Raw genomic sequence first — 17,735 nt, 5'->3', positions numbered from 1 at the left:
GGAGGATCAATCATGCGTCCCGTTCGTAAAGCCGTCTTTCCCGTCGCAGGTCTTGGAACCCGCTTTCTTCCCGCCACCAAGTCGATCCCGAAGGAGATGTTGACCGTCGTCGATCGTCCCGTCATTCAGTATGTCGTGGACGAAGCACGGGAAGCCGGGATCGAACATCTGATCTTCGTGACGGGCCGCAACAAGGGCGTCATCGAGGACTATTTCGACATCCAGATCGAATTGTCGAACACGCTCGCCATGCGGCGGAAGATCGATCAGCTCGCCGTCCTCAACGAGCTTCAGCCTGCGCCGGGCACGACGAGCTTCACCCGTCAGCAGTCGCCTCTCGGGCTCGGCCATGCCGTCTGGTGCGCGCGCGAACTCGTCGGAGACGAACCCTTCGCCCTGCTCCTGCCCGACATGATCATGCAGTCGGAGACCGGCTGCCTCGCCTCGATGATGAAGCTCTACGAAAAGACCGGCGGCAACGTTGTCTCCGTGGAGACCTGCGACCCTCGCGACACGAACAAATACGGCATCGTCGGCAAGGGTCGCGCGCTCGGCGACGGGTTCGAGATTACCGGCATGGTCGAAAAGCCTGCCCCCGAGAAGGCGCCGTCGAATGCATACATGTCTGGCCGTTACATTCTCCAACCGGAAATCTTCGAGATCCTCGAACATCAGGCGCCGGGCGCTGGAAACGAGATCCAGCTGACGGACGCCATGCTGACGCTGATGGAGACCCAGCCCATAGCCGCCTTCCCCTATGGAGGCCGAACCTTCGATTGCGGGTCGAAGGAAGGCTTCGTGGAGGCAAACGTCGCGTTCGCTCTCTGGAGAGGGGATATGCGTGGCCAGGTCATGGAATCGATCGACGAATTGATGAAGACCGTCACGCCAGCCCGCACGGCTCGCGCGGCATGAAATCGGCGTCCATTTGAAGGCATCGCTTTCGGATCGACGCACGAAATCGACCCCCGTGCCGCCCGGAGTCGTTCGTTTGTTCTGCAGAATCCTAAAACGGTTGCCACCTTGTCGACTGCGACGACGAACCAGATAGACAGTCTGCGCGATCAGGTTCGGACGGTCGACCGCGAATTCGCGGAGACCATCGGAAAGCTGCAGCCGCTTCTCGGAGATTTGTCCAGCGCCGCTCGCGATCTCGCCGATAGCGTCGGGCATCAGCAGAGGTGAACTTCCGTGTCGAACGGCTAATCATTCGAAAGAGCCGGCGATGATCGCCAATCACGTAGTTGCGCATAGAAGCGAAGGAGAGGAAGGCGAGAACTATTCCATCTCGATTACCGACTTGATGGTCGCTTCTATCTCGTCTTCATCATCATGTTGACGGTCTTTCCGCTAAACCTGCAGCGCCTGCTCGCCGAAAACAAAGTTCCGTCGAGACCGATTTGAGACACTGACCATAGATTGGAGCAGGTCCCGGCTGTCATCGCAATCAGATACGGTCAGGATACCCAACTGGGGAAACCCACACCATTGACTGGAGAGGATCACGGCAGTTTCACACTGACTTATCCCCGGGAGCCGACGGTCAGCTTTCGGCCCACTGAAGCCGTAAGCCGGCGGAAAAACGAATGACGGCTTGCGGGGAGGACAAAAGTTTCGCTGAACGGCGATGAAGGGTCGTATCCAGACTAGCGGCTTCTCATCCGATTCACCCCGCAGCAGACGGTCAGCTTCTTGTGGAAACTGCGTAGCCACGTTACGCCCCCGGACATGCTCGCTGGACATTCCGCTCTCCGCGCCGCCTTCGCAGCCTTCTTAGCCTTCGCGTCCGATCCCGCAGTCGCGCAGATATCGGGACCCGAGACGGTCATCGACGGCGATACGATCGGGGTTTCCGGAACTGAGGCTCGGATCAGGCTATACGGTATTGATGCGCCGGAAAGCGGTCAGACCTGCGATGATACCAACGGCCGGCGATACCTGTGTGGAACGCGGTCCGCGGACGCGCTTGTCGCTATCATCGGGCGGAACGGCCGTGTCCAGTGTTTCGAAGAGGATCGCGATCGCTACGGACGTATCGTTGCCGAGTGCGTGACGCCGAACAACGTCGTCATCAACGCCGAGCTCGTCCGGCAGGGATGAGCCGTCGAATACGATCAATACAGCGATGGACGATATTCGGAGGAAGAGGCCGAAGCGCGCTCCGCTCGACGCGGCATCTGGCAGGGCAAGTTCGTCGAGCCGTCAGAGTGGCGCCGCGGCGATCGATTGAAGAGCGAACGCATCGCCGTCGGCCAGCCCGAAGGATGTCCGATCAAGGGCAACATCTCATCGAACGGTCGCATCTACCATTCGCCGGGCCAGCAGAACTACGGCCGAACGAAGATCGACGAGAGCCAAGGCGAACGCTGGTTCTGCTCGGCGGCCAAGGCGGAAGCGGCAGGCTGGCTTCCGGCGAGACGCGAGATCTCAAAGAAGATCTGCGAGCCATCCACCTGCGGCGAACGCTGCGAAGGCGATCCCCGTGAGGGCGAGCATCGATACGAGGGCCGTCAGAAGCGCGCCGTCGACCGTGCGAAGGGTATAACGATAGCCCGGTGAGCCGACATAGTGCGCGATCTGGCCGACGAGGCCAGCGCTTGCCGGAACCCACCACCAATCCTTCCAGATGCCCGCCAGGAACGACAGGAGTACGAGCATGTCCGACGCACTCCGTGTCTGCTTCGATAACTGCTACCTGAGTGGAAAGACTGCATAGCTTTCGGATGACCGATAGGTCGAGCGGGAAACTGCGCTGCCCGGAGCGAGCTCGCCGTTAACCACGTTTCAAAGTTTGCTCATATCGACGCCTTGCGATCGGTGGTTGAGGGCGTCAAGTTATCGGGCAGGCAGCGGACCACCGGGTCATCCGCAGCCCTTGAAGCAAACGGCCCCCGTCGGTGTTGACGCACCAGACGAGGGCCTGACCCAGAACCTGATTGGAAGGTCCCAGGCTATGACGAGCCATATCCGCTTCGCCCCTTCGTGGAAAGATTTAACGAACCTGCGCGTCGGTCAAGGCCGAATAGCTCGCGCTCGCGCCGTTTCGTTCGCCTGATCGATCCGATCGGCCCGAACGACTGCCCGGCGGAGACAGCCTTATCCGGCGCGCTCCGCCTCGTTCGACTTTCCAGCTTTCACTGAGACGACCAGCACCAATCGCTGACGGCGAGACTCGCGAGACGCGAGATCTCATCGGCTCGATCGTGCGTGACGCCCATGCTGTCATGCCTGCTTTCGGAACGGTCCGCCGTTCGAATGTCGGCGAGGCCATGATGCATGACGTCGGTCGTCCCTCATCGAAGGGCTATCCCCATGAACAACCATTCCATTCACCACGCCTCGCGGCATCGCCAAACGCGAACCTCTCCCGCTTCGTCTGCCGATGTTGGCAGCGGCCGCACCGCAAACGCCGACGTTAGCGAGGTCGAACCGCGTTTCGATCGGTCCGAGCGCCAGGACGCCGTCGATCTCAACGGTGTCGTCGCGGCTGCGGGAGGCACATCCGGTTTACACCGTTCGCACAGGATGTCGGCACCTGCGGACCTGCCTGACTCCTATCCCTGCCGCCTCGATCCCGACGCCATCGCGGCCGACCTCGACCCGTTCGTCGACAAAGCGGTGGCGCAAGTCGCGGCTGCCGTGCCGAGCCCGGACGCGATCCTCGGCCGCTACATCGCTGTCGCGGCTCTCATCCGCTCTGTCTCGTTCCACGAGGGCAAGCTCCTCGAGGACGCGATGATCGCGATCGGAGCAGCGAACCCCGATCTCGTCGTCCTCGGCAACGGCGTCCGGCTTCCAGTGACGGCGGCAGCCCTCGAGGCGGTCGCGCATAACCGATCGGGCGCGCTCGTCGGCCTAACGTTCGATGCCGACGCGAAGGCGAAGTCGACCTATACGCCGGACCTCGTCACCGTGAGCCGCCGCTATCGCTCGGCCCTCGTCATCGACGTGAAGCGCTCGCTCGCCTCCTATATCGACACCCATCGTCTGAGTGAGCTCCGAACGCGAATGCTGGCGGCCTCTCTGATCCTGCCGGACTGGCTTTACAAGGAGCGCAAGCGGCTTGCCGTCGACAGCGTCGGGATCGCCATCGTCGACGGCTCGAGCGGAACGAGCGATCATGGCTCGGGTCTCTGGAGCCTCAGCGAGATCGACGATCTTCTGGAGATCGAGGGGGCGGCTGCCGCGATCATCGCCATGCGCGCGCGGTTCGCGGACCGGGTGCAGGCCCTGATCGAGGACGAGATCCTGCGGCTCGCGCCGTCGCCTTCAGCAGCATCCTCTAGCGAGTGCACGGCCTGCGCCGCCGCGCGAGCTGCAGACGACTTCGCAGAAGCTCAAACTGACGATGCAGGCGATCGAGCGCCCCGTTCTGGAAATCATTTCCAGAGCGCTTCGCACGCCGCCTTCGACGGAGCCGGGCGACGAATACGCTTCGGCTTTGCGCGCGGGCGTCTTCACGCCTGAGCGCGGGCGTGTTCGGACGCTGAAGCAACTTCACGCTTGAGAACCTGACGATCGGCCGCGCGTCGGCGCGCCCGTCACCAATCCATAGAACCTGTTCACTCAATCGAACGCGCAGTCCCGCCGATCTTCGGATCGGATGCCGGACGCGCGAAGGATCCCCCATGACCTTCGGACATGACGACGACCACAACGACGACCGCCTGAACAAGCGATGAGACGACCCCTCGGACAAACACCACCGCGAACAGAACCATCCGTCCGAGCGCAGTAGTGAGCGGTCCCTGACGCTCGTTCCTGTTCCCTTCGACCGCCAGCTCACCGAACTTGCCAAGGCCGCTGGCGCGCGGCGCTTCGGCTCGATGCAGCCGGAACACCCGCTATTGCGACCGCTCCCCGATCCAGCGATCGTCATCGCCGCTGCGATGATGAGCATCCGTCAGATCGGCCATCTTCCGCTCCCCGTGCGGACCGCCCTCGACGACCTTGCCGCGCGCGGCGATCCGACCGCCCGTGTGATCCAGGCATGGGTTGGCAAGCGCGTCTCACGGCAGAGCACGATTGGAAGGAGCGCCCGATGACCCGCAAACCTTCCGAGACATCGAACCGGGCGGCTACTATGGCCAGCGCGGCTGCCAACGCCAGTGCCGACACCGATCGCTCGCAGACTGGACAAACGGTCCAGAGCGCCGGACCCGTAACGCGCTTCGGCGTCCTGCCGGACAAGGTCCGCTTCGATGGCGGCCTTCTCGCGGCGCTGCTTCTTATCGATCGAGCGATGGCAGACGCGGCGATGTCGGCCGACGACCTGACGCGTCTCTGTCGGCGACACGGCACCGTGCTGGCGATCAACGCAGATGCGACCGGGTTCGGAGAGACTTGCCGCCAGCTCCTGTCGCTCGGTGCGATCCTTCCTGGCCGAGTCGACATGCTTGACCTGACGAATGTGCGCGCGGCAATCCAGTTCGCGTTCCCTGCCGACAGGGAGCGTGACTGGAGCCTCCTCGTCCAGTCGCTCGATGATCCTCTCGGTGCGACCTGGGGATCGCTGCCGCGGGACTTCAGAGGCAAGGACGCCGAGCGCCGGATGATCGAGCGATATGCCTCGGCCATGCGCTCGGGTCATCCGATCTTTGTTCTCGGCAAGACGAAGCGGATGCCGCCGATCGCGCGGCTTTCGGCAACGTGCAGGCTCGATGGGGGAGCGATCGATGCTGGGATCATCAGCCGGACGATCGAGGTCGTGACGGGCATCGATCGCTCGGCGGCGGACGAGGGTCTGGCGCGTCTCGCGTCCGATGGCGTGCGCCCCGATACCCTGCCGCTCGAGGACGTGACCTTCGCCATCCGTCCCGGTCTGACGATCGACACCATTCTGACGCTTCTCGAGCGGTCGGCTCGCTACGCCGCGAGGGTTGCCGATGAAGAGGCCGCCGCTGCGAAGGAGGCTGACGACGACGACGATGACGATGAGGGCGGCGGCAAAGGCAGTGGCACAGACTACGGCGACCGCAATTCCAATCGGGACCTGCGCAGTTGGGCGGAGAGGACGGCCAGCGATCTGCCCGGCAACGAGGGCAGGGCAGGCAGACCCTTGGCGCGACCCGAGACGAACGCCGCGAAGCCGAAGGACGAGACCCGATCGAACAAAGCGGATGCTGGCTCGATCGTCATTCACCCCGAACCGCTGCGGGACAGCGATCGGAAAGACGCCACGGATCGCGAACACAAAGTCGGCTCCGACGCTGATCTGACCAGCGGCGTCTCCAATAAATCAAAAGCGTCCAGTGATCCCGTCAGCGGCAGTGACAATGTCGGAGACGGCGACAGCAAGGGCGACGATGGCGAGGGCGACAGCGTTGGCGACGACAGGGTTGGATCCCAGCAGACGCCGACACGCACACCATTACGACGCGGTCCCCTGACCATCGAGACCATGGCGGGGCTCGGTACGGCGCGGGACTGGGCCCTCGATCTGAAGACCGATCTCCAAGCCTATCGGGCAGGTGAGATCGCATGGGAGGAGATGAGCACGCGTCTGCTCCTGTCCGGCCCGCCCGGCACGGGCAAGACGAGCTTCGCACGGGCGCTCTGCAACACGTTGCAACTGCCCCTGCACGTCGCCTCTGTTCAGACATGGCTCGAGCCAAGCTACCTCGGCAGCGTGCTGAAGCGGATGTCGGCAGCATTCCAGGCGGCGGAGGCCGCAGCGCCCGTCATTTTCTTCATCGACGAGACCGACGCCATCGGAACACGCGGACCTGCCTCGCGCGACTTCTCGGACTACTGGAACGCGATCGTCAATCGCATGCTGGAGCTGATGGACGGCGCGGTCAAAACCTCGGGCGTCATCATCATCGGCGCGACGAACAGGCCGGAGGTCATCGATCCCGCCCTGATGCGGTCGGGACGCTGGGAGCGCCAGATCGCGCTCGGCAGGCCGGATCGGACGGAACTGATGACAATCCTTGCCCATCATCTCGGCGACGATCAACATAGGATCGCGGGCGATAGTGCCTCGGTCGTCGTCGAGGGCGACAAAAACGCTGTGGTTTGTCCTGGCAGCGATGGAGCAGGTAGCGACGCAGGCAGCCATGATGGCGACGATCAGATCGGTGCCGACGCGGGCAATGACGATGAGGCCGAACACGCCCGGTTACAGACGAGTCTACATTCTGGCGAGCAAGACGGGCCGGACGTTACCTCGGCCAGTCCGCTTGACCGTCTGTCGCGGCGCATGGTCGGTCTGACGGGCGCCGATGTCGAACGGGTGGTGCGCGAAGCACGGGGACGAGCGCGCAGGGCACGACGTTCTCTCACTCTTGCCGATCTCGAAGTCGTCGTCGGCAGCGATCGGAAGGAGCTGCCCATGGAGCTTCGCCGCCGCATGGCGATCCATGAGGCGGGCCATGCGATCGTCGGTCATGTCCTGAGGCTCGGCCGCGTCATCGCCCTGTCGATCGAGGACGAGAGCGGCGGCTTTACGGCCTCGCTCCATGAGGGCGATGACGATGCGGACGAAGGCTGGCTCATGGGACGGATCGCAGAGCTTCTCGGTGGCCGTGTCGCCGAAAAGCTCGTTCTCGGCAGTATCGCGACGGGAAGCGGCGGCGTCGAGACGAGCGATCTCGCACAGGCAACGCGTATCGCCGTCTTGCTCGAGACGGCCTATGGCTTCGGATCCGATCGCCCGCTGACCTGGCGCAGCACCGAATGGGCGCAGGGGCTTCTCCTGCGCGGCGGCCCGCTGGCCGAGCGGGTCGAGGAGCGGCTGCGTACGGGCGAAGAACTCGCCCGAACGACGCTTGAGGCAAACCAGCCTCTCTTGACCCGCCTTGCCGACGCGCTTCTCGCAGCCGGAACGCTCGATGCGGACGAGATCGCGGCGATCCTCGGTGCGCCGCCCGAAGACACAGACCCTAAACGGGAGACAAGTGGAGAGAACGGAACGACTCAAGCGATCGCGGCGCCGAGTCAGGTCTCGATCGGCGACCAGACAGACGAAAGCGGAGAAGCCTGATGGTCGTCCATCTTCCGCCATTCGGGGCGTCCGACGAACTCGATACGACCGTCCGCCAGCTCCGTGAGCTTCTCCGCGATCTCGGGGCGATCCAGGCAGGCTGGCGACCCTCGCCCGCCGATCTCTGGCAGGCGCCCGTTCTCGAAGATTGGGGGATCGGGTACCGTACCGTGCCCTCACTGGTCGGTCAGGTTCTTGGCCATCCGACCCTTGCGGATCACAGACTGATCCGAACCTCCGAGGTTTGGGCGATCTCGCCCGAGTTCGGCTACGCCCGTACGCTCAGTCGTCTTTATCGGCTCGGTGAGCAGGGCGAGATGAACTGACAGCAAGCCGACGGTTCCAAACATACGAAGGCGGCCCGAACGTCGTGGGCCGGCTTCCGCGCGTTCCGATCCTCCCATCCGTCCTCATGAGCATCCGGACGACTGGCAATGGGGAAACCGGACGCAGACGATGAGATGACGGCGGCACCGCGGACCACCGAGGCTACGAGCGCAACACGGCATGGTGGGACACGATCCCCGACGTTTCCGCACCCTGTCTCAGTTCGTGGACACTTTGAGATCAATCGAGACACGTTACGCATTTGCGTTGCAGACGTCCGAACATGCGATTCCTTAGTTCGAATGTTCGATTCAGGACTCGATACAAACGTTGCAGACCTCGGAGTTTGCGATTCACTCCTTGGTAGAAGCGATTCCTGCCGCCGCAGGACCGAACGTTCTGTACCCGCACCGCGTCGCGGGACGGCAGCCTTCGCCGTGACCTGCGGCGCCCATATCGTCGGGATATTTCGATCGTAAGGTAGGTCTCTGGCAACCCGTCTCAGGTCGCGGACACTTTGAGATCAATTGAAATGAGTTACGCATCTGCGTTGCAGATGTCGGAATTTCCGACTCATAGGTTCGAATTTTCGATTCAGGACTCGATACAAACGTTGCAGACCTCGGAATTTACGATTCGACCGCTCACGCCGTTTGCGTCAAGGATCGGTTCGCTTGCGCTCCATGAGCGTTCGAACGGCGCCAAAGCCCAGAGCGCCAGAGCGTGACGGCAACAGATAGACATACGAGAGGCAGCACGGCAGCGGCGGGACGTTCCGATCCGGAACGCCGCCGCTCTCCTCGTTCGGGGACAACATCGCCCTTGTATGCGCCACTCGCGCAGACCACTCCCGGATGGACAAAACTGAGGACGATACCGCCGCCCAGTCGCAGATTGACGAACAGTGCAGATTGAACGCCGTTTTGGCTGCCGTTGCGTCGCCGGGCGCAGGACCGCACGAGGATTCGCCATCCCCGTATTTTGCGTCGAATCCTGCCACTTGACATGTCCAAAATCCTAGAGCTGCGGGGTTAAGCAATACTTTCGGTACTGCGAAGCCTCCGAATAGCGCAAGCCGTGAACAGTGTGTCACTCAAATTTTCGGGCGCTTTAATGCAACCGAAGCGGAGGACGATACTCGTTTCGAAATATTACTTCATGTATTCGCCGCGATCGGCCGGGTATTCGATTTCGAATCCGATTGGACTTGCCTGAAAAGCCATGTCACCCTTTAAGACGTCGCGGGAAATTGCATGCGACGACTAGGAGGTGACTTGATGAAGGACGAGCAGAACCTGAGCGCTCCGGGTGAGGCCGGGCGCAGGCGACCGACGACGCGGCAGCCGCCGCGACGCCGATCGCCGCGGAGGACATGGGAGAGGACATGGAAGAGAGCGAGGGCATGAACGTGAACGCAGCCGAGGGCGTGAGCGCGCAGACGGACGGCGTGGCAAACGGCGGGGAGAGCGCCCGGGAGGCGGACACGAACGCAAACAAGGCCAGCGACGACACCGCCCGCGAGGTGGTCGAGACGAAGGCCGTGGTTGAGGCCGACAGTGGGGAGGCGACTGTCGGCGGCAAGGGAGAAGACGAGAACCAAGACGAGGCGGAGGCTGACGCCGCAGTGTCGGCGAACACCGAAGACGAAGACGCGGCAGCGAAGACGAACGCGGAGGAAGAGGTCTCCGCGAGGAAGGGGAAGACACGCGCCCCCGCGAAAGCGAAAGGGAAGGCCGACGGCAAGGCGAAACCCTCTCGGGTTCGCAAGAACATCGACGCCCGGAAGGCGAAGAAGGACCGCGCGCGTGGCACGCGCGAGAGCGAAGAGGAGGAGGCGAACGGGAAACCCGCCCGGAAGACGAAGGTGAAGAAGGTCAAGCGCGAGAGCTTCGACGTCGACCGCCTCGAGGCGGAGGCGAAGGAACGGGTGTTGACGAGCGTCGCCCAGATCGACGCGATCGGACGGAAGACCGCCGCGAACACGTTCGATCTCGGCCGAGAGTTCGAGGTCATCAAGAAAGACATTCCGGACGAGATGGACTGGAAAGAGGCGGTGCCGAAGCTCTGTGGGCTGTCCTACAAGAGCGCCGACAACTGGATCAAAGTGCATCGAGTCCTCGGCGGCCGCCGCGAGGACCTGATCCGGCACAGGGTGACGCCGACCGTGCTCATCGCCCTGACCCGGGGAACGCCTGAGCAGGTCGATCAGGTCATCGGCGCCTTTGAGGCGGGAACGCCGATGAAGGTCCGGGAGGTCGAGGACCTCGTGAAGGGCAATGCCCCGGACGCGAACGTTGACGGCGCGGCGGGTGGCGGTCTCGCAGAGCTGAAAGCGCTCGCGCGAGCGAAGGCAACCCGCCAGACCAAAGCGGTCGCGGCCAACGTCAAGGCGATCCGGAAGCCGCTCATCGAGGCGCTTGAGGCGGCGGGCACCAGGCGGCTGAAGAAGGGGAAGCTGGTTGAAAGCCTCGCCCCGATCGCGCGGATCGTCTACCGCGATCTGACCGAACTCGTCTGCGAGATCGACCCGGCTTCGCTCTCGGGCAGCCAGGCGCTACGCCACCTGCCGCCCGCCGACGAGCGCTGGGCGGCCGCGCTTAAACTCCTAGACCACCTCGGCTACGGCGACTGGGCGGAGGCAACCGTTCTGAAGGCCTACGTCGCCGACGACGTTTTGCCGACGCTCGGCTTCGTCCTAGACGGCGGTGCGGACCCCGCCGCGAGGCCGGACGAGGTCGACGCCCGGAACGCGGCCATGAACGAGAACCAGGACGTGGACGAGGAGGACGGGCTCGAGCTCAGCCGCCGCGAGACGGAGGAAGACGACGACGATGTGGACGACGCAACGCCCCGGCGCGAGATGGGGAACGTGACCCCGTTCGTGGCGCGGAGCAGGACGGGATCCGGGAACGGCGCCTCGGGGCCGCAGGCCTCCGTCTGATCGAAGAGAGAACGGGCCCCGGTCCTATCGCAGGAGCGATGGGACCGGGGCCTGATGCCGTGGTGCCGCAGCCGACGTCCAGCTCGATGCTCGGTCCGCCTAGCGACCTCCCCCCTTTCGAACAACCGCCTTCCGTCAGCGTCGCCTCGATCGTGGCTGCCGCAGGCGGGACCCAACGAGAACATCAGTATGGCCCGATCATCATCCACTCGCGAAAACGAGATCAGGCGAGCTGCGCGAGAGAAGCGCCTCGCCGATCAGCGTGCCCGCCAGCAGGCTCTACGGGAACGTCACCGGATCGAACGAAAGCCGTCCCGGGACGACGTCGCCAGGGTTCTTCTGCACTGGATCTTCAGCGGCCTGACCGCCGACAACAAGGCCGCCGCCTTCGGCCAGGTGTATAACGCCGTCCTGCCCCGCCTCGTCGAGCAAGGATTCGACAAGGCGAAGGCGGGCGAACGGATTGAGGAGATCTACGACAGGTACGAAGCGGGATGGACTTTCCGGGGCAAGGGGCACTTGCGGGACAAGCCCGACTTCGACGAGATGTTCGGCGACGACCGATGAGCACGGCGTTCACCATCGGGAACGTCACCCGATGGCGACCAAGGTGACGACCGACCATGGAACGCTGCCGTCCTGGCAGACCTCGCCTCTGTCGGGATGAGCTGATCCGGAACTCGTTCTTTGCCTCCATCGCCATGGCCGACGGTCGGGACCCTCAGTGCATCAACGTCAGTCCGTTCGCTCCCAAGCTCCAGCGACCCTGCTTCCGGGTGGGTCGTCAGCCGTGTTCGGTCCGCCGTTGCCCGGGCCGCTGGAAACCAATCGATCCAGCGTCGTCCGATCAAACGACGTTTGCCCTTCATTGACGGTCGCCCCCATTACTCCTGACTTCAGAATCGAAAGTTCGAGAAACGCCGTTTGCATGAGAATCGATAATTTGAGGATATTCGTTGGTTGTGCGGGGAAGCGGATCGGAAGCGTCGGAAATGATTTCCGGACCACGTTTGGCGTCTCGCTTGCCGATCGTCGTTTTGAGAAGGGCTGGCGAAGAAGGAAAGAGACTGCCCGGCCGGATGGATCGTTCCGGGCGATTGCGATCGTCTCTCTCCGTAGAGCATACAAAGGATCCGAAGGTAATCGGGAACGATGCATGCGATCTATCGACGGGCGGCCATGGGACCAGCTCACGACTCACCTTGTTCTGTTCCGCTACATGCGTTCGTACATCTCACGACCGCTCGAAAGGTCGCAGCCCCGCGCGATCGTCCATCGCGCCGTTCAGACTACCAACAATTCATTCCGGGTCCGCCCTTGAAGGGGCCCGCGAAGCCATCGGTGATTAAACCGCCGTAGAACGGCCCCACCTGCGGCGTCACCTTCTGACTGTCGACGACATAGGCGTCGAACACGCGTGCGTAGAAGGCGACATGGTCCTTCAGGCAGGCGAAGGACCCCGTCAGCAAAGGGGTAGCTCCAGCCGACGCGCTCGAAGCGGGTGTCGCCGATGACCACGTTCCAGTAGACGGCCCCGCCTTTCCATTCGCAGAAGGAACTTCCCTTCACGCGGGCGAGGATGCCGGGTTCGATGTCGTCTCCCGGAATGTAGTAGCTAGGTGGCTGGATGGTCTCGAAGGTGCGGACCGTCCTGTGGCTGTCTGCGATCCGACGACCGCCATGCTCGATGACCTTGTGGCCCGCGGTCGACGTCGCGATGGCCGGACGCGGGAACGACCAGACGCCTTCCTGTCGAGGAGGGTTTCACTCTTGCCGGGCGTCACAATCTTCATTCTGGTGCTCGGTTTCGGCCTTCCGGGAGATGGTCTGCGCGACGCGCTCGACCCGCGCGACACCTGACGTACGACGAGGCATGAGACCCGATATTGGTCGGGTTTCACGCTTCGTCTTTTCGATCTTTCAGAAAATGGTTGCTGAACACGAGGTCCGACATCGCTCCGCAACGCGCAGCAGCGTGTGTCGCCTTCCGTTGAACTCATTGCGACGTCTCGGCATCAGGCTCTGGACGCGACCAAATGCCCGTCGCCGAGATCGTTAAGCGTCAGCCGGTTCGGCGGGTCGCCGATCATGCGCACGGGGCTCGGGATCTCGCTTGCCGCGCGTTCGAAGGCGCGGCGCCGCGCATGCGGGTCCGGACGCGGAACGGCCGCGATCAGCCGCTTCGTATAAGGGTGCTGCGGGTCGCCGAATATCTGGTCTCGCGTTCCCATCTCCACGATCTGTCCGAGATACATGACTGCGATGCGGTCGGACACATTCTCTACCACCGCCATATCATGGGAAATGAACAAATAGGCGATTCCGAATTCCCCCTGAAGCTCGCGCAGGAGCTCGAGCACACGGGCCTGCACCGAAACGTCGAGAGCCGAGACGCTTTCGTCGGCGATGATCAGCTGTGGGCGCAACGCGAGGGCCCGCGCGATGCAGATCCGCTGGCGTTGGCCGCCGGAAAATTCATGCGGATAGCGCGCCATCTGGTCCGCCGAAAGACCCACCCGGTCGAAGAGGCCGGCAACGCGCGCCAACCGTTCCTCTCGCGGCGCTGTGCCATGGATTACCATCGGCTCGGCAACGAGATCGCCGACCGTCATGCGCGGATCGAGCGAGGCAAACGGGTCCTGGAAGATCATCTGCACCTTTCGGCGCTGCGCCTTCGTCTCGGCGCTCGTGCGACCGGCCATGTTGCGGCCTTCGAGGATGATGTCGCCCGAATAGTCGACGAGACCGGCCAGCGCCTTTGCGGTCGTCGACTTGCCGCATCCGGATTCGCCGACGAGCGACAGGGTCTCACCTGCCGCGATCTCGAAGGATACGCCCTCGACGGCGTGGACATTGGCCCGAACGCGCGAAAGGAATCCGCTGCGGATCGGGAAACGGACGCATAGATCGTCGATCCGGACGAGCGGCTGCGCCGCGCGACTTTCCAGCGCGCGCGTCTCCATCCGTCCCCGGCCTTCGCCGATGCGCGGAACAGCCGCCAAAAGATCGCGCGTGTAAGCCGCCTTCGGAGCATCGAAGAGGTGACCGACCTCGCCCGTTTCGACGGCGCGGCCCTCCTTCATCACCACGACCCGGTCGGCCATCTCCGCGACGACGCCCATGTCGTGGGTGATGAGGATGACGGCGGTGCCGAGATCGCGTTGAAGATCGCGCAGGAGCTCCAGCACCTCGCCCTGCACGGTCACGTCGAGCGCCGTCGTCGGCTCATCGGCGATCAGCACGTCTGGTTTTAGAGCGATTGCCATTGCGATCATCACGCGCTGGCGCATGCCGCCGGACAGTTCGTGAGGATATTGCTTCAGCCGTCCTTCCGCGTCGGGTATTCGAACGGCACGAAGCGCCGCGATCGCCCGTTTTCTCGCCTCGGACCGCCCGATAGCCTCGTGGGCGAGGATCGCCTCGGTCAGTTGCCGCCCGATGGAGAGAACCGGATTGAGCGAGGTCATCGGTTCTTGGAAGATCATGGCGATCCGCCTTCCGCGCACCGCCTTCATCCGGCCTTCGGAAAGGCCGGCGATCTCATGGTCGCCGAGCCGGATCGATCCGCCGCCGATCCGGGCGCCCGGCTTGGGCAGAAGCCCCATGATCGCGAGCGAGGTCATCGACTTGCCCGAGCCGGATTCTCCCGCGATCGCCAGCGTTTCGCCCCGAGAAAGCGAGAAGGACAGATCCTCTACGACGGCGCGGGGCCCGTCCTCGCCACGAACGAGAACGGTGAGGCTCGAAACCACCAGCACCCGATCCTGGCCATCCCGCCGTCCGTTTGCGGAGGCTCGCGGTCCGTTCGCGAGAGCCGGCTCACCGTCCTTCACCTCGCTCATTCGAAGACGCACCTCGGGAAGTAAAACGAAACGACCCAGTTGGGCATGTCGACGATCTCCGAGATGCGCAGGTCCCCGCAGGTGGAAACCAGCATGTAGGCATCCACCGGGTCCATGGCGTAGCGCCCAGCCAGAAGATCGACCATCTGGGCGACGGCCTCCTTTGCTCCGCTCATCAGGTCCGGCCCCACTCCCGTCGTCACCTCATAACCCTTCGCGTCGAGATGGCGTGTCACCGGTCCCGGCGTCGTGAAGCGGGGCATGCGCAGGTTCGCGTCCTTGACGAGGTCGAGCGTCAGCACCGTGTTCATCGGGCTCTCGATCGCCGTGCCGCAGACTTCGCCATCACCCTGCGCCGCATGGGTATCGCCAACGGAGAAGAGGGCGCCGGCAACCTCCACCGGCAGGTAGAGCACCGTTCCCGCGGCAAGATCGCGAATGTCGAGATTGCCGCCGACCCGACGCGGCGGCACGATCGAATGAAGACCGGGCTCGGCGAGCGCGCAGCCGATCGTCCCGGCGAAGGGCTTCAGCGGCACCCGCCCCTCCTTGCCGAAGAGCGCAGGCTCAAGGCTGTCCGGGTCGTAGGACCAGATGGTCAACGCGGGGTCCTCGAACTGATCGGCGAGAAGACCGAAGCCCGGAATGTTCGCCGTCCAGCCGAAGCCGGACGGTTTGAAGCTCTCGATCGTCACCCTGAGCGCGTCGCCCGGCTGCGCACCCTCGACGAAGATCGGCCCGGTGACCGGGTTGATCTTGCCGAAGTCCATCGTTCTCACGTCCTCGACGGTCGAATCCTTGGTGAACTGACCGCCGGAGGAATCGAGGCATTCGAACTCGATGGTGGAGCCCGGCGCAACATGCTGCACCGGCTCGAAGCCGTTGTTCCAGCCGAAATGATGATGGCGGCTGTGGATGGTATAGTCGCAGTTACTGCACATCGGTCACGTACACATAGTCGTAGTTGATCGGAATGTTGACAGGATCGGTGTAGAGCGCGTCCGCGCCGCCCATCCGTTCGGACTTCATCGTGAAGCGCTGTTCATTGAAGACCGGAACCCAGGGCGCATCGGCCATGATGTCGGTATAGATCTTCGACCACATCTGGTCGCGCTCGTCCTGCCTCGCGGGATCGGTGATCGAGTCGGCTTCGGCCGCCCGCTTGTCCATGTCCGGATTGCAGTACCAGGCCCAGTTCCAGCCTCCCGGAACTGCCCCAGCACAGCCGAGGATCGGCCCGTAGAAGTTCGACGGATCGGGAAAGTCGGCGATCCAAGCCATGCCGCCCGACCAGATCATCGGCGCCTGATCCTTGGCACCACCGGCCGCGATGACGTTGGCCTGTGCGAGAGCCTGGATCGACACATCAATGCCGATCTGTGAAAGGTCCTGCTGGATCGCCTGAGCTATGCGCGGGTTCGGATCGGTGTTCATGACGAAGAGTTCGGTCGAGAACCCATCCCCAAAGCCGGCATCGGCAAGCATCTGCCTGGCCTTTTCAGGATCGTAGTCGTAGCCGGAGTAGCTTTCGTCGTAACCAGGCATCGAAGGGGGTAGCGGCTGGTTCGCCGGCAGCGCACGGTTGTTGATCATCTGGACGATCCGGTCCTTGTTGATCGCCATGTTGACCGCTTCGCGCACCGCTTTGTTGTCAAAGGGTTCCATCTCGGTGTTCATGGTAATGTAGCCGGTCTGGAGCTGGCCGCCTTCGACAACGCGAGCCTTCTGGTCCGGATCGTTCATCACTTCCTGGAACTTCGCCGGCGGAATGCCATCGCCCGGGATGTCGACTTCACCGTTCTGAAGGCGGAGCAAAGCGACGATCGGCTCCATGCCAATCTCGAAAGTGATCTGGTCGAGATAAGGAAGCCCATCACGCCAATAGTCGCTGTTGCGCTCGAAGGTGAGGCTCTGGCCGATCGTCCAGTTGGCAAGCTTGAAGGCACCGGTGCCAATGGGGTTCTTGCCGAAATCTGCGCCAGATGCTTCGACCGCTTCGGAGGGGACTACAGAGGCGAAGTTCAGCGCCATCACATGAAGGAAGGTCGCATCGGGTCGCGAAAGCTTAAACTCAACCGTCTGCGGATCGATGACCGTGACGCCCGAAAGGCTTTCGGTTTCGCCGGATGCGACGGCGTCGTAGCCTTCGATCATCGAGAAGAAGCCAGCACCCGGCGACTGAGTCGAGGGATTGGTCACCCGGTCGAGCGAGAACTTAACATCTTCTGCCGTCATCTCGCGGCCGTTGTGGAATTTGACGCCAGGCCTCAGCTTGAAGGTGAAGGTCTGTCCGTCGTCCGAGATTTCGTAGGACTCGGCAAGGCCCGGACGCAGGTTCGTGGTGCCCGGCTCGTAATCCATCAACCCATCGAAGAGCGACTTGATCATCGACCAGTTCTGCCAGTCGTAGCCGATCGCGGGATCGAGCGTTGCGACGTCGTCCTTGTAGGTGATGACGATTGAGCCGCCCTGTTTGGCGTTCGGGTCGCGTTCGTAATTGTTCGTCTGGGCCGTGCCCGCGCCCGGAACGGCGGCGTCCTGCGCGTGAGCCGGCATGGCTGCGAGCGACAGACCAAGCGCCATGCCGGCGACTGTCGAGGCGAGAAGAGCTTTCATGGTCACTTTCCTTTCGGTGGTTTCT

Annotated in this window: 13 protein-coding genes and 3 pseudogenes; 10 read left to right on the top strand and 6 right to left on the bottom strand. The window is 63.1% G+C overall.

From position 1 onward, the window contains the following. Nucleotides 1-12: 12 nt before the first annotated feature. The 3 genes and pseudogenes from galU to ABDX79_RS19780 all read left to right on the top strand — a co-directional run. Complete coding sequence (gene galU, locus ABDX79_RS17910; RefSeq protein WP_346221676.1) at nt 13-915, top strand: UTP--glucose-1-phosphate uridylyltransferase GalU; 903 nt, start codon at nt 13-15, stop codon at nt 913-915. An 813-nt stretch (nt 916-1,728) separates the two neighbouring features. After that, nucleotides 1,729-2,100 carry a thermonuclease family protein gene (locus ABDX79_RS17905; RefSeq protein ID WP_346221675.1) on the top strand — a complete coding sequence of 124 codons (372 nt, stop codon included), beginning with the start codon at nt 1,729-1,731 and terminating at the stop codon, nt 2,098-2,100. Between the two features lie 126 nt (nt 2,101-2,226). Then, a pseudogene (locus ABDX79_RS19780) lies at nt 2,227-2,403 on the top strand (sunset domain-containing protein); the annotation flags it as partial. Between the two features lie 24 nt (nt 2,404-2,427). On the opposite strand, the gene ABDX79_RS17900 reads toward ABDX79_RS19780, so the two are convergent. Then, nucleotides 2,428-2,658 (bottom strand): hypothetical protein, encoded by a 231-nt coding sequence (locus ABDX79_RS17900; protein WP_346221674.1) that lies wholly within the window; start codon nt 2,656-2,658, stop codon nt 2,428-2,430. Nucleotides 2,659-3,312: 654 nt separating this feature from the next. Between ABDX79_RS17900 and ABDX79_RS17895 the strand changes: the two genes are divergently transcribed. The 6 genes from ABDX79_RS17895 to ABDX79_RS17870 all read left to right on the top strand — a co-directional run bounded on the left by ABDX79_RS17895 (nt 3,313) and on the right by ABDX79_RS17870 (nt 11,819). After that, nucleotides 3,313-4,467 carry a hypothetical protein gene (locus tag ABDX79_RS17895; RefSeq protein WP_346221673.1) on the top strand — a complete coding sequence of 385 codons (1,155 nt, stop codon included), beginning with the start codon at nt 3,313-3,315 and terminating at the stop codon, nt 4,465-4,467. Nucleotides 4,468-4,826: 359 nt separating this feature from the next. Then, nucleotides 4,827-5,045 (top strand): hypothetical protein, encoded by a 219-nt coding sequence (locus ABDX79_RS17890; RefSeq protein ID WP_346221672.1) that lies wholly within the window; start codon nt 4,827-4,829, stop codon nt 5,043-5,045. Continuing rightward, the gene (locus ABDX79_RS17885) at nt 5,042-7,984 is read left to right on the top strand and encodes an AAA family ATPase (RefSeq protein ID WP_346221671.1); all 2,943 of its coding nucleotides are present in this window, start codon (nt 5,042-5,044) and stop codon (nt 7,982-7,984) included. Before ABDX79_RS17890 ends, ABDX79_RS17885 begins: the two co-directional genes overlap by 4 nt. Then, a complete protein-coding gene (locus tag ABDX79_RS17880) occupies nt 7,984-8,310 on the top strand; it encodes a DUF6634 family protein (protein ID WP_346221670.1) in 327 nt (108 codons plus the stop codon). Before ABDX79_RS17885 ends, ABDX79_RS17880 begins: the two co-directional genes overlap by 1 nt. A gap of 1,385 nt (nt 8,311-9,695) precedes the next feature. Beyond that, on the top strand, nt 9,696-11,252 hold the full coding sequence (locus ABDX79_RS17875; RefSeq protein WP_346221669.1) for a hypothetical protein: 1,557 nt from the start codon (nt 9,696-9,698) through the stop codon (nt 11,250-11,252). Between the two features lie 189 nt (nt 11,253-11,441). Beyond that, nucleotides 11,442-11,819 (top strand): hypothetical protein, encoded by a 378-nt coding sequence (locus ABDX79_RS17870; RefSeq protein WP_346221668.1) that lies wholly within the window; start codon nt 11,442-11,444, stop codon nt 11,817-11,819. A gap of 722 nt (nt 11,820-12,541) precedes the next feature. Here the strand turns inward: ABDX79_RS17870 and ABDX79_RS17865 are convergent. Beyond that, nucleotides 12,542-12,721, bottom strand: coding sequence for a hypothetical protein (locus ABDX79_RS17865; RefSeq protein WP_346221667.1), 180 nt, complete (start codon nt 12,719-12,721; stop codon nt 12,542-12,544). A gap of 61 nt (nt 12,722-12,782) precedes the next feature. Beyond that, nucleotides 12,783-12,881 (bottom strand): annotated as a pseudogene (locus ABDX79_RS19775) (DUF427 domain-containing protein); the annotation flags it as partial. 117 nt (nt 12,882-12,998) lie between these two features. On the opposite strand from ABDX79_RS19775, the pseudogene ABDX79_RS17860 reads away from it, so the two are divergent. Beyond that, nucleotides 12,999-13,112 (top strand): annotated as a pseudogene (locus tag ABDX79_RS17860) (ABC transporter permease); the annotation flags it as partial. Between the two features lie 155 nt (nt 13,113-13,267). Here the strand turns inward: ABDX79_RS17860 and ABDX79_RS17855 are convergent. From ABDX79_RS17855 to ABDX79_RS17845, 3 genes are read right to left on the bottom strand one after another with little or no spacing between them, the layout of a single operon-like run. Beyond that, the gene (locus ABDX79_RS17855; RefSeq protein WP_346221666.1) at nt 13,268-15,094 is read right to left on the bottom strand and encodes an ABC transporter ATP-binding protein; all 1,827 of its coding nucleotides are present in this window, start codon (nt 15,092-15,094) and stop codon (nt 13,268-13,270) included. Further along, on the bottom strand, nt 15,091-16,035 hold the full coding sequence (locus ABDX79_RS17850) for an acetamidase/formamidase family protein (protein ID WP_346221665.1): 945 nt from the start codon (nt 16,033-16,035) through the stop codon (nt 15,091-15,093). Before ABDX79_RS17850 ends, ABDX79_RS17855 begins: the two co-directional genes overlap by 4 nt. Beyond that, nucleotides 16,025-17,710, bottom strand: coding sequence for an ABC transporter substrate-binding protein (locus ABDX79_RS17845; protein ID WP_346221664.1), 1,686 nt, complete (start codon nt 17,708-17,710; stop codon nt 16,025-16,027). Before ABDX79_RS17845 ends, ABDX79_RS17850 begins: the two co-directional genes overlap by 11 nt. Nucleotides 17,711-17,735 lie beyond the last annotated feature (25 nt).

The organism is Fulvimarina fulva (genome assembly GCF_039652615.1).
Taxonomy (GTDB): Bacteria; Pseudomonadota; Alphaproteobacteria; order Rhizobiales; family Rhizobiaceae; genus Fulvimarina.
Note: the sequence above shows the minus strand (reverse complement) of the source record. Positions and strands in the feature narration are given on the sequence as shown.

What these genes read in the sequence shown, in the direction of transcription:
- ABDX79_RS17890 (WP_346221672.1), top strand. Translation starts at nt 4,827, where the DNA reads ATGCAGCCGGAACACCCGCTATTGCGACCGCTCCCCGATCCAGCGATC.
- ABDX79_RS17905 (WP_346221675.1), top strand. Translation starts at nt 1,729, where the DNA reads ATGCTCGCTGGACATTCCGCTCTCCGCGCCGCCTTCGCAGCCTTCTTA.
- ABDX79_RS17875 (WP_346221669.1), top strand. Translation starts at nt 9,696, where the DNA reads ATGGAAGAGAGCGAGGGCATGAACGTGAACGCAGCCGAGGGCGTGAGC.
- ABDX79_RS17900 (WP_346221674.1), bottom strand. Translation starts at nt 2,658, where the DNA reads ATGCTCGTACTCCTGTCGTTCCTGGCGGGCATCTGGAAGGATTGGTGG.
- ABDX79_RS17855 (WP_346221666.1), bottom strand. Translation starts at nt 15,094, where the DNA reads ATGAGCGAGGTGAAGGACGGTGAGCCGGCTCTCGCGAACGGACCGCGA.
- galU (WP_346221676.1), top strand. Translation starts at nt 13, where the DNA reads ATGCGTCCCGTTCGTAAAGCCGTCTTTCCCGTCGCAGGTCTTGGAACC.
- ABDX79_RS17870 (WP_346221668.1), top strand. Translation starts at nt 11,442, where the DNA reads ATGGCCCGATCATCATCCACTCGCGAAAACGAGATCAGGCGAGCTGCG.
- ABDX79_RS17885 (WP_346221671.1), top strand. Translation starts at nt 5,042, where the DNA reads ATGACCCGCAAACCTTCCGAGACATCGAACCGGGCGGCTACTATGGCC.
- ABDX79_RS17880 (WP_346221670.1), top strand. Translation starts at nt 7,984, where the DNA reads ATGGTCGTCCATCTTCCGCCATTCGGGGCGTCCGACGAACTCGATACG.
- ABDX79_RS17850 (WP_346221665.1), bottom strand. Translation starts at nt 16,035, where the DNA reads ATGTGCAGTAACTGCGACTATACCATCCACAGCCGCCATCATCATTTC.
- ABDX79_RS17895 (WP_346221673.1), top strand. Translation starts at nt 3,313, where the DNA reads ATGAACAACCATTCCATTCACCACGCCTCGCGGCATCGCCAAACGCGA.
- ABDX79_RS17845 (WP_346221664.1), bottom strand. Translation starts at nt 17,710, where the DNA reads ATGAAAGCTCTTCTCGCCTCGACAGTCGCCGGCATGGCGCTTGGTCTG.